This is a genomic window from Duganella fentianensis (assembly GCF_964031615.1).
GTDB lineage: Bacteria > Pseudomonadota > Gammaproteobacteria > Burkholderiales > Burkholderiaceae_D > Rugamonas > Rugamonas fentianensis_A.
In genome coordinates this window covers 119,098-133,312 of the sequence record NZ_CAXIQN010000023.1, presented here as the reverse complement: position 1 = coordinate 133,312, position 14,215 = coordinate 119,098, and the positions used below count along the sequence as shown (strand labels likewise).

The 14,215-nt window shown below is 61.4% G+C and carries 10 protein-coding genes; 5 read left to right on the top strand and 5 right to left on the bottom strand.

What is annotated here, in order from left to right; all coding sequences use genetic code 11:
• Positions 1–27: 27 nt before the first annotated feature.
• Together ABNT42_RS21115 and ABNT42_RS21110 are read left to right on the top strand one after the other, a co-directional pair.
• Positions 28–1,710 (top strand): methyl-accepting chemotaxis protein, encoded by a 1,683-nt coding sequence (locus ABNT42_RS21115; RefSeq protein WP_348700389.1) that lies wholly within the window; start codon positions 28–30, stop codon positions 1,708–1,710.
• A gap of 57 nt (positions 1,711–1,767) precedes the next feature.
• Positions 1,768–2,061 (top strand): 2Fe-2S iron-sulfur cluster-binding protein, encoded by a 294-nt coding sequence (locus tag ABNT42_RS21110; RefSeq protein ID WP_348700387.1) that lies wholly within the window; start codon positions 1,768–1,770, stop codon positions 2,059–2,061.
• On the opposite strand, the gene ABNT42_RS21105 is transcribed toward ABNT42_RS21110, so the two are convergent.
• Positions 2,052–3,527: a DUF4214 domain-containing protein gene (locus tag ABNT42_RS21105; protein ID WP_348700385.1), complete on the bottom strand. Its 1,476-nt coding sequence runs from the start codon at positions 3,525–3,527 to the stop codon at positions 2,052–2,054. The genes ABNT42_RS21110 and ABNT42_RS21105 overlap by 10 nt on opposite strands.
• A 74-nt stretch (positions 3,528–3,601) precedes the next feature.
• Entirely contained in the window at positions 3,602–3,919 is a 318-nt protein-coding gene (locus ABNT42_RS21100; protein WP_348700383.1) for a hypothetical protein, read from the bottom strand.
• An 87-nt stretch (positions 3,920–4,006) separates the two neighbouring features.
• Between ABNT42_RS21100 and ABNT42_RS21095 the strand changes: the two genes are divergently transcribed.
• From ABNT42_RS21095 to ABNT42_RS21085, 3 genes are all read left to right on the top strand, one after another.
• The gene (locus ABNT42_RS21095) at positions 4,007–4,276 is read left to right on the top strand and encodes a MoaD/ThiS family protein (protein WP_348700381.1); all 270 of its coding nucleotides are present in this window, start codon (positions 4,007–4,009) and stop codon (positions 4,274–4,276) included.
• A 1-nt stretch (position 4,277) separates the two neighbouring features.
• Positions 4,278–5,366, top strand: a complete 1,089-nt coding sequence (locus ABNT42_RS21090) for an exo-alpha-sialidase (protein ID WP_348700379.1) — start codon at positions 4,278–4,280, stop codon at positions 5,364–5,366.
• Positions 5,367–5,471: 105 nt separating this feature from the next.
• The gene (locus ABNT42_RS21085) at positions 5,472–6,587 is read left to right on the top strand and encodes an MBL fold metallo-hydrolase (protein WP_348700378.1); all 1,116 of its coding nucleotides are present in this window, start codon (positions 5,472–5,474) and stop codon (positions 6,585–6,587) included.
• Positions 6,588–6,619: 32 nt separating this feature from the next.
• Here the strand turns inward: ABNT42_RS21085 and ABNT42_RS21080 are convergent, their stop codons facing one another.
• From ABNT42_RS21080 to ABNT42_RS21070, 3 genes are all read right to left on the bottom strand, one after another.
• Positions 6,620–6,964 carry a hypothetical protein gene (locus ABNT42_RS21080; RefSeq protein ID WP_348700376.1) on the bottom strand — a complete coding sequence of 115 codons (345 nt, stop codon included), beginning with the start codon at positions 6,962–6,964 and terminating at the stop codon, positions 6,620–6,622.
• A gap of 169 nt (positions 6,965–7,133) precedes the next feature.
• Complete coding sequence (gene icmF / locus ABNT42_RS21075; protein WP_348700374.1) at positions 7,134–10,424, bottom strand: fused isobutyryl-CoA mutase/GTPase IcmF; 3,291 nt, start codon at positions 10,422–10,424, stop codon at positions 7,134–7,136.
• Positions 10,425–10,596: 172 nt separating this feature from the next.
• The gene (locus tag ABNT42_RS21070; RefSeq protein WP_348700373.1) at positions 10,597–14,181 is read right to left on the bottom strand and encodes an indolepyruvate ferredoxin oxidoreductase family protein; all 3,585 of its coding nucleotides are present in this window, start codon (positions 14,179–14,181) and stop codon (positions 10,597–10,599) included.
• Positions 14,182–14,215: the final 34 nt, after the last annotated feature.

The window sequence follows — 14,215 nt, the reverse complement described above, 5'->3', positions numbered from 1 at the left end:
TCTATTTTCTCTGGAAAGGAAGTGGCGATGCGGATCAATCATCCTGTAACCCAGCATGAGTATGTGATGGAGGATGGCAAAACCATTGTCTCTAGCACTGACTTGCGAGGTAATATCAACTACGCCAATCAGTACTTCATTCAGGTGAGTGGCTACACCGAACAGGAATTGATGGGGGCGCCTCAGAATATCCTGCGTCATCCCGATATGCCGCCGGAAGCGTTTGCCGACATGTGGCAGACCATACAGAGCGGCACGCCGTGGACGGGGCTGGTCAAAAACCGCCGCAAGAACGGCGACTTCTACTGGGTGCTGGCGAATGTCACGCCCGTCATTGAAAACGGCAAGCCGGTCGGCTATCTGTCCGTGCGTACCAAGCCGGAACGCGAGCAGGTGGCCGCTGCGGAAAAACTTTACCGCGAAATCCGTGAAGGCAATCCGCGCCGTTTGCGCATCGTGCATGGCCGGGCTCTGCGCAGCTTCTGGTGGACCCGTGCGCGCGAAGCCGTGCGCATGCCACTTGATAAACAGGTGGTGAGTGCTACCACGGTGCTGGCTGTTGCCATGCTGCTGCTGGCAGGCCTGCTGTTTGTGGTGGATGGCAACCGTCTGGCGAGTATGCAGAACTGGCTGGGTATGATTGCGCTGGTGGCAGGGCTGGGCATGCTGAATCTGGGACGCAGCCTGTACTTCAAGGTAGCCATGCCGCTCAAGCGGGCTACTCATGCCGCCCGTATGATGGCCGGTGGTGATCTGACTTCGAATATCAAGGTGCAGGGCGAAGATGAAATGGCGCAGTTGCTGGCCGCGCTGCGCCAGACCAATGTGAATCTACGCAGCATCATCGGTGACGTGCGCGCCAATTTCGACCAGATTTCCATGGCCACTGACGAGATTGCCGACGGCAATATGGATCTGTCCGGCCGTACCGAATCGCAGGCCTCCAGCCTGCAGCAGACGGCGGCCAGCATGGAGCAGCTGACCTCGACGGTGCAGCAGAGTGCCAGCAATGTGGCCAGTGCCAACCAGCTGGCCGAGCGGGCGGCCGAAGTGGCGGCGCAGGGCGGTGACATCGTGGCGCAGGTGGTCGCGACTATGGATGCCATCAACGCGTCGTCGAGCAAGATTCTCGACATCATCGGCATGATTGATGGCATCGCCTTCCAGACCAATATTCTGGCGCTCAATGCGGCAGTGGAAGCGGCCCGTGCCGGTGAGGAAGGGCGCGGCTTTGCCGTGGTGGCCAGCGAAGTACGCGCACTGGCGCAGCGCTCGGCTGCAGCGGCCAAGGAGATCAAGGAACTGATCAATGCTTCGATCGAGAAAGTGCAAAGCGGTGCCGTGCTGACCAATAGCGCCGGCGTGACCATGAACGAAGTGATCGCTGCCGTCAGCCGCGTCACGCAGGTGATGGACGAAATTTCCAATGCGACGCAGGAGCAGAGCGATGGCATCGGTCAGGTCAATTTAGCGGTGATCCAGATCGACGATATTACCCAGCGCAATGCCGCACTGGTGGAAGAAGCGGCGGCCGCAGCGGGCAATCTGGCGCTGCAGACGCGTTGCGTGTCGCAGGCAATTGCCGTGTTCAAGCTGCAAGCGGGCCATGGTGCGCGCACCTCGGTGGCGATGGCGACCCAGACGGCAGCCGACGAGCACCGCGCTCAGAAAACTGCAGTGGAAAACAAGAAAGTCAAACTGCTGGTCTGACCGCCATGCAGGCAGACGCGCTATCATGCCGCTACAACGTCACAGCGGAGTAGCAGCATGAGCAAGTCGGTACAGGTCACCCTGTCGGGGCAGAACTGGGTGTTTGAAGCGCGGTCGGGCGAGACCATCCTGGAAGCGGCGGAATGGTCGGGCGTGATACTGCCCAGCTCCTGCCGCACGGGCGCGTGTCGCACCTGCATGTGCCTGAGTACGCGCGGCAAGGTGCGCTACCACGTCGAGTGGCCCGGCCTGAGCAAGGAAGAAAAGCGCGAGGGCTATATCCTGCCTTGCGTGGCCGAGGCGGAAACCGATCTGACGCTGGTGGTGCCCGCGGCCAAGCTTCAGCCGTAAGGCGTGTAGCTGAAGCCGTTGCCGATGACGCTGATCAGCGCGGACTGGTTTTCGGCGCTTTCGCCGAAGTAGGCCAGCGTTTTGGCCTGCGTGCCGCCCTGATTATCCAGATAGTTATTCCAGAACTTGATGCCGCCGTCGTCACCGGCGCGGTGCAGCACGTTCTGATACAGCTTGTCGACCAGTGCAGCATTGCTCAGATTGCTGCCATACATGGTTTTGAATTCCGCGCTGGTGGTGAAGTAGCTGGCAATCGCGTCGAGCGACATGCCGGTATCCATCTGGTGCATCCAGAAGCCCAGACCGCCCGCGTCGGGCGCGCGGTTGAACGCGGCCTGATACAGCCGGTAGACCTGCCCGCCATTACCCGAAATATCGTAGGCCACGGCGCCATCATCGAACAGTAGCCGTTCCACATTCGTCAGCGCATCGGTACCACCGACAAAGCTTTTCGACTGCACCGTCAGGTTGTTGCCGTTCTGGGTGATCTGGTAGCTGCTGCGCGGGCCAGCCAGCACCACCGTATCGCTGCCGCTACCACCATCGACGCTATGGTAGTGGTCGATCAAGGTGATGGTATCGTTGCCGCTGCCCGCATCGACAGTCAGCGATTCGGCCCCACCCTTGAGCACGATAGTGTCTTTGCCGGCACCCGTGGCCAGTTGCAGCTTCTCCCCAAGCTTGCTGGCTAGCGTCACATTCACCACGTCGTCGCCACTGAAGTTGGCCGGATTGGCCAGCATGGTGTCGCCCAGTTGCGTCTGGCCGTTGATCGCCAGCCCCAGTCCGGTGGCGCTGAAGGAACTGCCATCACGGTAGTTGATGACGATGCCATCCAGACGGCCAGTAAGCTGGGTAGAGCTCAGTTCATGACCGATCAGCATGCCATTGCCCTGCACGGCAAAATCACCGCTGATGGTGGCCAGAGCCAGCGTCTTTTCCGCGCTCAGGGTTATGCTGCTGAGCGTGCCGCTGAAATCGTCCGATTGCGCGACATTGACGCGGCCATGCATGCCGATGGTGACGTTGCCGGTGGTTGGATCATATTCCGGGTTGTTGGTCGGCAGCATAGTACGTATGGTGGTATCCGTGACGGTGCTGGTGGTGCCGTAGAACGAGCCCTGATTGGCATCGTAGTGGTAGTTCAGGTTGCCGCCGATATTCAGACTGAAATAGCCGGGCAGGACACGCTCCAGCACCATCGCGCTGGCATCGCCTACGCTGGCATTCGGGTTGGCCAGCGTGATGCCGCTGAACTGGCTATAGGCGCCATCGGCGTAATTGATGCGCATGGTACTGCCGGAAGTGCTGCGGCTGCTGTAGTAGTAATGTGCGCTATCGAAACCATAGCTGGCCTGAAAGAAGGTATCGACCATGGGGGCTAGCTGCAAGGCATCGTCACTGCTGGCACTGCTGAAATTGGAGGCAATAATACTGGTGCCCAGATTGATATTGATGTTGGCCATGCTACGGAACTCCGCAAGATGAAAGGTATGCATATTATTGCAAATCTTGCATGTAATAAACGTAATTTTTTGTTTCAGTCGTCCGGCCCCGGTTTGCTGCGCAGGCGGCTCAGCAGGGCTTCGGCCGACTCCGTCATTGGCAGGCCATGACGGCGCAGCAACTGAATGTTGAGCACCATATTTTCCAGCACCAGTTTGGCGGCGACGGCCAGCAGTGTGAGCTGCCGGTCGGCTTCGCTGAAGCCTTCCATCGCATCGGCCATATCGCACAGATGGCTGGCGATCAGCCCGCGCAACTCGTCTTCCTCGAATGGCAGATCGGCAAAATCGATAGGATCTTCGCGTTCTACTTCCACCATCAGCTGCTGTAGTTCCTGCGGGGTAATCGACATGGCGCGCTCCCTTGAATGTGGCGTTTTCATTGTAGTGGAATCGGCATAGAATCCCCTATCGGTGATCGCAGCAGGCATAAGGTATTCATGGCGCAACTGATCTTTACCCAGCAACTGGCGCGTTTTCTGCCGGTGCCGCAGGTAGCCAGCACAGCGGGCGACCTGCGTACGGCGCTGGAGCAGGCGTTTGCCGGCCAGCCGCGCCTGCGCAGCTATGTGCTGGACGAGCAGGGCCATCTGCGCGCGAATGTGGTGATCTTCATTGACGGCCAGCGCACCCGCGAGCGCGAGCGGCTCGACGATGCGCTGCAGCCCGATTCTCAGGTGTACATTCTGCAAGCCCTATCAGGAGGCTGATATGTCCGATTGCGCCTATCTGGCGACCCGCAAAGGTCTATTCGAACTGCAACGCACGGCTGGAACATGGCAGCTGGGTGCGCACCATTTCCTTGGTGACCCCGTATCTATGCTGCTGGCCGACCGGCGCGACGGCACGCTCTATGCGGCCCTGCATCTGGGCCATTTCGGCCCCAAGCTGCACCGCCGCATGGCCGGCTGCAGTGAATGGACCGAAGTGGCTGTGCCGGCGTTTCCGCCCAAGCCGGCCGAGTCGGAAGATCCTGTCGAATGGAAGGTGCTGCAGATCTGGTCGCTGGCGGCCGGCGGGCCGGAGCAGCCCGGCGTGCTGTGGGCTGGCACCTTGCCCGGCGGGCTGTTCCGCTCGGACGATTACGGCAGCAGCTGGCAACTGGTGGAAGCGCTGTGGCAGGTGCCGGAACGGGCGCAGTGGATGGGCGGCGGCTACGATGTACCCGGCATCCACAGCATCTGCGTTGATCCGCGCGACAGCAATGCAGTGCTGGTGGGCATCTCCTGCGGTGGCGCGTGGCTGACCACGGATGGTGGCGCCAGCTGGCAGCTGCGTGCCGAAGGCATGCGCGCCACCTATATGCCGCCCGAACTGGCCGGTGTGCAGGCGGTGCAGGATCCGCACTGCATCGTGCGCTGTGCGGCCGAGCCGGACAAGCTGTGGTGCCAGCACCATAACGGCATCTGGCGCTCGGTCGACAATGGTGCGCACTGGCAGGAAGTGCGGCCGCAGCAGGTATCAAACTTCGGCTTTGTGACGGCAGTGCACCCGCAGGATGGCGAAACGGCGTGGTTTGTACCGGCCAGTGCCGATAGTCAGCGCATCCCGCCGCAGGCCGCGCTGGCCGTGACCCGCACCACCGATGGCGGCCAGAGTTTTACCGCATGGCGCGGCGGCCTGCCGCAGCAACATTGTTACGATCTGGTGTATCGCCATGGCCTGGATGTCAGCGAGGATGGGCGCGTGCTGTTGATGGGCTCGACCACGGGCGGAGTCTGGCTATCCGAAGATGGCGGCGGTCAGTGGCAGACTATCGCCGCCCACTTGCCGCCCGTGTACGCGGTCAGCTTCGGCTAGCGCCACGGCGTAAAATTTTTTTGCAGCGTTATGCAATATGGCACGGGCTGCCCCGTCTACACAGGGTAGCCACAGCTTTGTGGCCTAGCCACGGGGTTGCCGAATATGAATCATCCATCCGTTATTGCCGCAGACACTGCCAACAGTTTCGATAGCTGGGCTGCTGCCAGCCAGCCGCGCCGCCATCAGGGGCGCTACCGCAATCCCGTTGCCATGCACAAGATGGGGCTGAAAAAGACGCTGGGCCTGATGTTGCGCTTTCTGTTCGATAAGCCGCGCAACACGGTGCCGCGCCAGCCCATCCCAGTTCACGCGATCACGCAGCAGCAATTACTGGCTGCTCCGGATCGCAGCCTGTTCCGGCTCGGCCACTCCACCATGCTGCTCAAGCTCGACGGCAGCTTCTGGCTGACCGATCCTGTGTTTTCGGAGCGGGCCTCGCCGTTCCAATGGATGGGGCCGCAGCGCTTCCATGCGCCGCCGCTGAGCATCGCCGAGCTGCCGCCCATCAAGGGTGTGATTCTGTCGCACGACCATTACGACCATCTGGACCATGCGGCCGTGCTGCAACTGGCGCCCAAGGTCGAGCATTTCATCACCCCGCTGGGCGTGGGTGATCGTCTGATTGCATGGGGTATCGAGTCGGCCAAAGTGCGCCAGCTAGGCTGGTGGGAAGCCACCCATGTGGATGGTGTGAAACTGGTGGCCACGCCGGCCCAGCATTTCTCCGGTCGCGGCCTGAATGACCGCAACCGCACGCTGTGGGCCTCGTTCGTGATCGAGCAGCGCGAACTGCGGATTTTCTTCAGCGGCGATAGCGGCTATTTTTCCGGCTTCAAGGAAATCGGCCAGAAATACGGCCCGTTCGATCTGACCATGGTGGAAACGGGCGCCTACGATCCCCAGTGGCCCGATGTGCACATGCAGCCGGCCGAATCGCTGCAGGCCCATCTGGATTTGCGCGGCAAGGTGATGTTGCCCATCCATAACGGCACCTTCGATCTGGCCTTGCACGCATGGCATGACCCGTTTGACCGCATCACGGCACTGGCAGCCGAGCGCGGTGTGGCGCTGGCGACACCGGCCATAGGTCAGCAGCTTGATATAGCTCAGCCTGCACGGGGCGAGGCATGGTGGGAGGCCGTTAAACAGCAGGAAGGGCAGGGCAGTAGCGTACCGGCCGCCACCTTAGCCAGCGAAACACGCGCCAGCCCCGTGTAGGGGAGGTGCGGCCGGCGAGGTGCGGCCTGCGCTCAGGCGGTGACGTTGATCAGTTTGCCGATGGTCTGGCCTTGCGCATTGATCTGCACACGCGGCTGGGCGCTCAGTTCGGCCGGCAGTACCTGCTCGGCACGGCTGGGCTTTTCGATGGCCTGGGTCAGATTCGGCGTCGCGGGAGGCTGCACGGGTGCCGCACTGCTGGCCTGGGTGCTCTGGCGTTTGGTGTCATCCAGCGTCTGCTGGTCGTCCGCCAGCTGCTGACGGCTCTGTTCGAGCCGGCTAGCATCCTGATTCACGCGCACCTGATCCTGTTGCACCTGCCTTTCGGCTTGTGCAATCGAAGCTTGCAGCGCGTTGACGGAAGTGACGGAGGGCACGATTAACCTCTAGGCAATATTTCTAGGCGTAAAGACGCAGAATCGCGTGCTATACGATCAATTGAAGAGTAGGACAGAACGTCGGAAAAGGCAAGAAGTGGCGCCTGCCAGAAGGCTGATGCGCGCCGCCGCCAGCGCCGTGAGGGACGCTGGCGGGGGCGGCGGGGACTTACATATTGCGGCGGTACTGGCCACCTACTTCGAACAGCGCCGTGGTGATCTGGCCCAGCGAGCAGACGCGCACGGCGTCCATCAGCTTGTCGAACACATTGGCGTTATCGATGGCGGCCTGCTGCAGTGCGGCCAGTGCCTGCGGCGCAGCGGCGGCGTTGCGGGCGTGGAAGTCCTCCAGACGGGTCAGCTGCGATTGCTTCTCGTCGTCGGTGGAACGGGCCAGCTCGATGGTCTGTGGCGCTTCGCTACCGGCTTTCGGATTGCGGAAGGTGTTGACGCCGATGATAGGCAGCGTGCCGTCATGCTTCTGGTGCTCGTACAGCATGGACTCTTCCTGTATCTTGCCGCGCTGGTAGCCCGTCTCCATCGCACCCAGCACGCCGCCACGTTCGGCGATGCGCTCGAATTCCTGCAGCACGGCTTCTTCCACCAGATCGGTCAGTTCTTCCAGAATGAACGAGCCCTGATTCGGGTTCTCGTTCTTGGCCAGACCCCATTCGCGGTTGATGATCAGCTGGATCGCCAGCGCACGGCGTACCGATTCGTCGGTCGGCGTGGTGATGGCTTCATCGTAGGCGTTGGTGTGCAGCGAGTTGCAGTTGTCGTAGATGGCGATCAGTGCCTGCAGCGTGGTACGGATATCGTTGAAGTCGATCTCCTGCGCGTGCAGCGAACGGCCCGACGTCTGGATGTGGTACTTGAGCTTCTGCGAACGGTCGTTGGCGCCGTATTTGTCGCGCATGGCCACCGCCCACAGGCGGCGTGCCACGCGGCCCAGCACCGTGTACTCGGGGTCCATGCCGTTGGAGAAGAAGAACGACAGATTCGGTGCGAAGTCGTCGATGTGCATGCCGCGCGCCAGATAGGCTTCCACAAACGTGAAGCCGTTGGACAGCGTGAAGGCCAGCTGCGAAATCGGATTCGCACCCGCTTCGGCGATGTGGTAGCCCGAGATCGACACCGAGTAGAAATTGCGCACCTGATGGTGCACGAAGTATTCCTGTATATCGCCCATGACTTTGAGCGAGAACTCGGTGGAGAAGATGCAGGTGTTCTGGCCCTGATCTTCCTTGAGGATGTCGGCCTGCACCGTGCCGCGCACGTTCTGCAGCACCCATGCCTTGATCTTGGCCGCTTCGTCTGCGCTAGGATCGCGCTGGTTTTCGGCCTTGAATTTTTCTACCTGCTGGTCGATGGCCGTGTTCATGAACATCGCGAGGATGGTCGGGGCCGGACCATTGATGGTCATCGACACCGAGGTGCTGGGGCTGCACAGATTGAAGCCGTCGTACAGCACTTTCATGTCGTCCAGCGTGGCGATCGACACGCCCGAGTTACCCACTTTGCCGTAGATGTCGGGACGCAGGGCCGGATCGGCGCCGTACAGCGTGACCGAGTCAAACGCCGTGGACAGGCGTTTGGCGTCCATGCCAGTCGAAACCAGTTTGAAGCGGCGGTTGGTACGGAAGGCATCACCTTCACCGGCGAACATACGGGTCGGGTCTTCGCCTTCGCGTTTGAAGGCAAACACACCGGCCGTGAACGGGAACGAGCCCGGTACGTTTTCCGCCATCAGGAAGCGCAGGATTTCGCCGTGGTCTTCATAGCGTGGCAGCGCCACTTTGCGGATCTTGTTGCCGGATAGGGTGTGGTGGATCAGGCGGGTACGGATTTCCTTGTCGCGGATTTTCACCACATAGTCGTCACCCGCGTAGGCGGCCTGCAGATCGGGCCACTGTGCCAGCAGCTTTTTGGCGCCGGCATCCATGCTGCTGTCACGCTCGGCGATCAGCTCGTCGAAGTCGGCGTTTTTATGGGCGGCGGCCAGCATGCGCTTGGCTTCGCTCAGTTGCTGGCGCTCGCGTGCCAGCGTGACCTGCTTGCGGGTGTTGCGGTGGTAGCCGCGCACGGTGTCGGCGATTTCGGCCAGATAGCGCGCACGGGCTGGCGGCACGATGACGTTTTTGCCGCTCGAGTAACGCACTTCGACGGGTGCCAGTTTGCCGGCCTTGGCCTGCAGGCCGAATTCGGCCAGCTTGGGCAGCAGACCCTGATACAGCGCCGTCACGCCATCGTCGTTGAAGCGCGAAGCCTGGGTGCCGAACACGGGCATTTCTTCCGGACGCTTGCTCCACAGTTCGCGGTTGCGCTGGTACTGCTTGGCCACGTCACGCAGCGCATCCTGCGCGCCTTTGCGGTCGAACTTGTTGATGGCGATGAAGTCGGCGAAATCGAGCATGTCGATTTTTTCCAGCTGCGAGGCAGCGCCGAATTCCGGCGTCATCACGTACATCGACACATCGACGTGCTGCACGATGGCCGCATCGCCCTGACCGATGCCGGAGGTTTCCACGATCACCAGATCGAAACCGGCCACTTTGCAGGCGGCGATCACGTCCGGCAGCGCCTGCGAGATTTCCGAACCCGCTTCACGGGTAGCCAGCGAGCGCATGAACACGCGCGCCTGACCGCCCCACGGGTTGATGGCGTTCATACGGATACGGTCGCCCAGCAGCGCGCCGCCCGATTTGCGGCGCGACGGGTCGATCGAGATCACGGCGATATTCAGCGCGTCGCCCTGATCGAGGCGGATACGGCGTATCAGTTCATCCGTCAGTGAGGATTTACCGGCACCGCCCGTGCCCGTAATACCCAGCGTAGGCACCGGCAGGTTTTCGGCGGCAGCCAGCAGTTCGGCGCGCAGGGCCGGTGCGGCCTTGTCGTTTTCCAGTGCCGTAATCAGCTGTGCCAGCGGACGGTGGCGGCTTTCGATGCTGCCTGCGCGCAGTGGCTCCAGCGTGGTCGGTGAATAGTCGGACAGGTCGATGTCGCATTGCTGCACCATCCACTGGATCATGCCCACCAGACCCATACGCTGGCCATCTTCGGGGCTGAAGATTTTGCTTACGCCATAGGCATGCAGGTCGGCGATTTCATCGGGCACGATCACGCCGCCGCCACCGCCGAACACTTTGATATGGGCGCCGCCGCGCTGGCGCAGCAGGTCGATCATGTATTTGAAGTATTCGACGTGGCCACCCTGATAGCTGGAGATGGCGATACCCTGCACGTCTTCGGCCAGCGCGGCGGTGACCACTTCGTCGACCGAACGGTTGTGACCCAGATGCACCACTTCCACGCCGTTCGATTGCAGGATGCGGCGCATGATGTTGATGGAAGCGTCGTGGCCATCGAACAGCGAGGCTGCCGTGACGAAGCGGATTTTGTTATTCAGGCGTGGCTGTTCTGGTACGGCAGCCATATTCGGTGTGGAGAGGTCAGTCATGATGTCCCTTGAATGCTGGTGGCGATCTGCGTCGTTCGGCCATTATATGACGTTTACGTTTCCCTTTACGTAAACGTCAATTGTGATGGTCGGCCAGCGCAAAGCACCGGGCCGGATGGTGAGATCCGGCCCTGGAGTGGTGTTTAGTGGGCTTTTTGGGGCTTTAGCGGCATTAGGCGGCGCGTTGCAGGCCCAGTTGGCTCAGTAAGCGGGCTTTTTCGCTACGGAAGGTGGCCACAGCCTGCTCTTTGACGTGGCCGAAACCGCGTACTTTTTCGGGCAGGCTGGCCAGTTCCACCGCTTGCGCGTGGTTTTCCGGCGACAGCGCACCCAGTAGGTGCTGCACCAGTTCGCGGTATTCCACGATCAGCGCACGTTCCATCTTGCGTTCCGCCGTGTGGCCGAACAGGTCGAAGGCACCGCCGCGCAAGCCTTTGAGTTTGGCCATCAGCTTCATGGCCTGCCACATCCACGAGCCGAATTCCGCCTTGACCAAGTGGCCTTTGGCGTCCTTCTTGGCAAACAGCGGCGGCGCCAGATTGAACTTGAGCGAGAAGCTGCCCTCGAACTGTTGCTGCAACTGTTCGACAAAGCGGCCATCCGTGTACAGGCGCGCTACTTCGTATTCATCCTTGTAGGCCATCAGCTTGAAGGCGTACTTGGCGACAGCGGTAGACAGCTTGTTGCCCAGACCCAGAGTGCTTTCGCGTGCGCGCACCTGTTCCACCAGTTGCTGGTAGCTGGCAGCGTAGGCTGCGTTCTGGTAGGCGGTGAGGAAGTCCACGCGCTTGGCGATGATGGTGTCCAGACTTTGCGGCATCTGCATCAGCACTGCTTGTGCTGGTGCGGCCACGCGCTGTACCTTGGCCAGATCGACGGCGGCACGGCGGCCCCACAGGAAGCTCTTCTTGTTGGAAGCGATGCCCACGCCATTGAGTTCGATGGCGCGCAGCAGCGAGGCTTCGGCCAGCGGGATGCGGCCTTTCTGCCATGCGTAACCGAGCATGAACAGGTTGGCGGCAATCGAATCGCCCATCAGCGCGGTGGCCAGTTTGGTGGCGTCGATGAAGTCGGCAGCACCGGCACCGACCGATTCTTCGATCAGCGCGCGCACTTCTTCCACCGGATATTGCCAGTCCGGCTTCTGGGCGAAGGTGCCCGGTGGCTGCTGGTGCAGATTGACCACGGCCAGCGTGCGGCCCGGACGCATTTTCGAGACTGCGTCGGCAGCACCGGCGGTCAGCATGTCGCAGCCGAGGATCACGTCGGCTTCGCCGGTCGCGATACGCTGGGCGCGCAGGTGGGCCGGGCTACGGGCGATTTTCACGTGCGAAGTCACCGAGCCGTTTTTCTGCGACATACCCGTCATATCCAGCACGGAAGCGCCTTTGCCTTCGAGGTGGGCGGCCATGCCCATCAGCGCCCCGACCGTGATAACGCCCGTACCACCGATACCGTTGATCAGGATGTTGTAAGGCTGGTCGCAGTTCGGCAGGGCCGGTTCTGGCAGCGCGCCAAAGCCGTCATCGCTATTGTCCTTGCTGACGCCGGCCTTGGATTTTTTCAGGCTGCCGCCTTCCACCGTGACGAAGCTCGGGCAGAAGCCTTTCACGCACGAGTAGTCCTTGTTGCAGGACGACTGGTCGATGGTGCGCTTGCGGCCGAATTCCGTTTCTTTCGGCAGGATGGAAACGCAGTTGGACTGGATGCCGCAATCGCCGCAGCCTTCGCATACGGCTTCGTTGATGACCATGCGTTTGGCCGGGTCAGGGAATTCGCCTTTTTTGCGACGACGGCGTTTTTCGGCCGCGCAGGTCTGGTCGTAGATCAGCACCGAAGTGCCGCCGATTTCGCGCAGCTCGCGTTGCACCGCGTCCATGTCTTTGCGGTCGTGCAGGCTGACGATGCTCGGCAGGGCGCTGCGGTCGGTATAGCGGCTCAGGTCTTCCGTCACCAGTGCGATGCGCTTCACGCCTTCGGCTGCCATTTGCTGGGCGATCATCGGCACCGAAGTGGTGCCATCGACCGGCTGGCCGCCCGTCATGGCGACGGCGTCGTTGTACAGTATCTTGTAGGTGATGTTGACCTTGGCCGCGACGGCGGCGCGGATCGCCAGATAACCGGAGTGGAAGTAGGTGCCATCGCCCAGATTCTGGAACACGTGCGGGATCTTGGAGAACGCAGCCTGACCGATCCACGGTGCGCCTTCGCCGCCCATGTGGGTGGTCAGCTTGTTGAACTCGGGGTAGATCGAGGTGGCCATCACGTGGCAGCCGATACCGGCCAGCGCCAGACTGCCTTCCGGTACTTTGGTCGAGGTATTGTGCGGGCAGCCGGAGCAATAGAAAGCAGGACGGAATGGAGTGTTGATGGCCTTCTTCAATACCGCATCCTTGGCATCGAGGAAGCTCAGACGGGCTTTGATGTGGTCGCAGGTGACGGGATCACTGATCAGGCGCGACACGCGGCTGGCAATCACGCGCGCCACTTGCGATACGGAGAAGTCGGCCTTGGAGGTGAGCAGCCATTCGCCGCGCGGCGCCACCCATTCGCCTTTTTCATCGAACTTGCCGATCACGCGCGGACGCACGTCGTCGCGCCAGTTGTACAACTGCTCCTTGAGCTGGTATTCGACGATCTGGCGTTTTTCTTCCACCACCAGAATTTCGTCCAGACCCTGCGCGAACTCGCGCACGCTGTCCGGTTCCAGCGGCCATGGCATGGCGACCTTGAACAGGCGCAGCCCCAGTTCGGCTGCCAGTTTTTCATCGATGCCCAGTTCTTCCAGCGCTTCCAGCACGTCCAGATACGATTTGCCGGAGGCGATAATGCCCAGCTTGGCGTTCGGGCTGGTGATGGTGGTGTGATTGAGCTTGTTCTCGCGCGCATAGGCCAGCGCTGCGTAGATTTTGTAGTCCTGCATCAGGGCTTCCTGATTGCGCGCCTGCTGCCCCAGCGGAATGCTGGACAGGCGGGCGTTCAGGCCACCCTCGGGCATGACGAAGTCCTGCGGGATTTTCACCTCGACGCGGAACGGGTTGGCATCGACCGAAGCGGACGATTCCACCGTATCGGCCAGCGCCTTGAAAGCCACGGTACAGCCGGAGAAGCGCGACATGGCCCAGCCGTGGATACCCAGATCCAGATATTCCTGCACATTGCACGGGTACAGCACCGGGATCATGGAGGCCGAGAACAGGTGGTCCGACTGGTGCGGCAGGGTAGACGAATAGGCGCCGTGGTCGTCACCGGCTACCAGCAGCACACCGCCCTTGGCCGAGGTACCGGCATGGTTCATGTGCTTGAACACGTCGCCGCAGCGGTCTACGCCGGGGCCTTTGCCGTACCACATGGCGAACACGCCGTCGTATTTGGCTTCGCCAATCAGATCGACCTGCTGCGAACCCCATACGGCGGTGGCGGCCAGATCCTCGTTTACGCCCGGTACGAACTGCACGTGGTGGGCTTCCAGATGGCCTTTGGCCTTCCACAGATTTTCATCCAGACCACCGAGCGGCGAACCGCGGTAGCCGGAAATGAAGCCGGCCGTGTTCAGGCCAGCGGCCTGATCGCGCACACGCTGCATCATCGGCAGGCGCACCAGCGCCTGTATGCCGGACAGGAAGATATCGCCACTGGTGGCCGTATATTTGTCGTCGAGGCTGACCGTGGTGAGGCGCGAAGGCGTGGAAGGGGTAGGGGTGCTGGCGGCGCCGTCGTGCGACGTCGCTGGGCCGTTTGCCGTGGTATCGGGCATGGCGTGTCTCCGGTTTGGTATCAGAATCGCGCCT

Bases quoted from the DNA above. Each gene is read 5' to 3' on its own strand.
- ABNT42_RS21115 (WP_348700389.1), top strand. From the start codon at position 28: ATGCGGATCAATCATCCTGTAACCCAGCATGAGTATGTGATGGAGGAT.
- ABNT42_RS21085 (WP_348700378.1), top strand. From the start codon at position 5,472: ATGAATCATCCATCCGTTATTGCCGCAGACACTGCCAACAGTTTCGAT.
- icmF (WP_348700374.1), bottom strand. From the start codon at position 10,424: ATGACTGACCTCTCCACACCGAATATGGCTGCCGTACCAGAACAGCCA.
- ABNT42_RS21090 (WP_348700379.1), top strand. From the start codon at position 4,278: ATGTCCGATTGCGCCTATCTGGCGACCCGCAAAGGTCTATTCGAACTG.
- ABNT42_RS21105 (WP_348700385.1), bottom strand. From the start codon at position 3,527: ATGGCCAACATCAATATCAATCTGGGCACCAGTATTATTGCCTCCAAT.
- ABNT42_RS21070 (WP_348700373.1), bottom strand. From the start codon at position 14,181: ATGCCCGATACCACGGCAAACGGCCCAGCGACGTCGCACGACGGCGCC.
- ABNT42_RS21100 (WP_348700383.1), bottom strand. From the start codon at position 3,919: ATGTCGATTACCCCGCAGGAACTACAGCAGCTGATGGTGGAAGTAGAA.
- ABNT42_RS21095 (WP_348700381.1), top strand. From the start codon at position 4,007: ATGGCGCAACTGATCTTTACCCAGCAACTGGCGCGTTTTCTGCCGGTG.
- ABNT42_RS21110 (WP_348700387.1), top strand. From the start codon at position 1,768: ATGAGCAAGTCGGTACAGGTCACCCTGTCGGGGCAGAACTGGGTGTTT.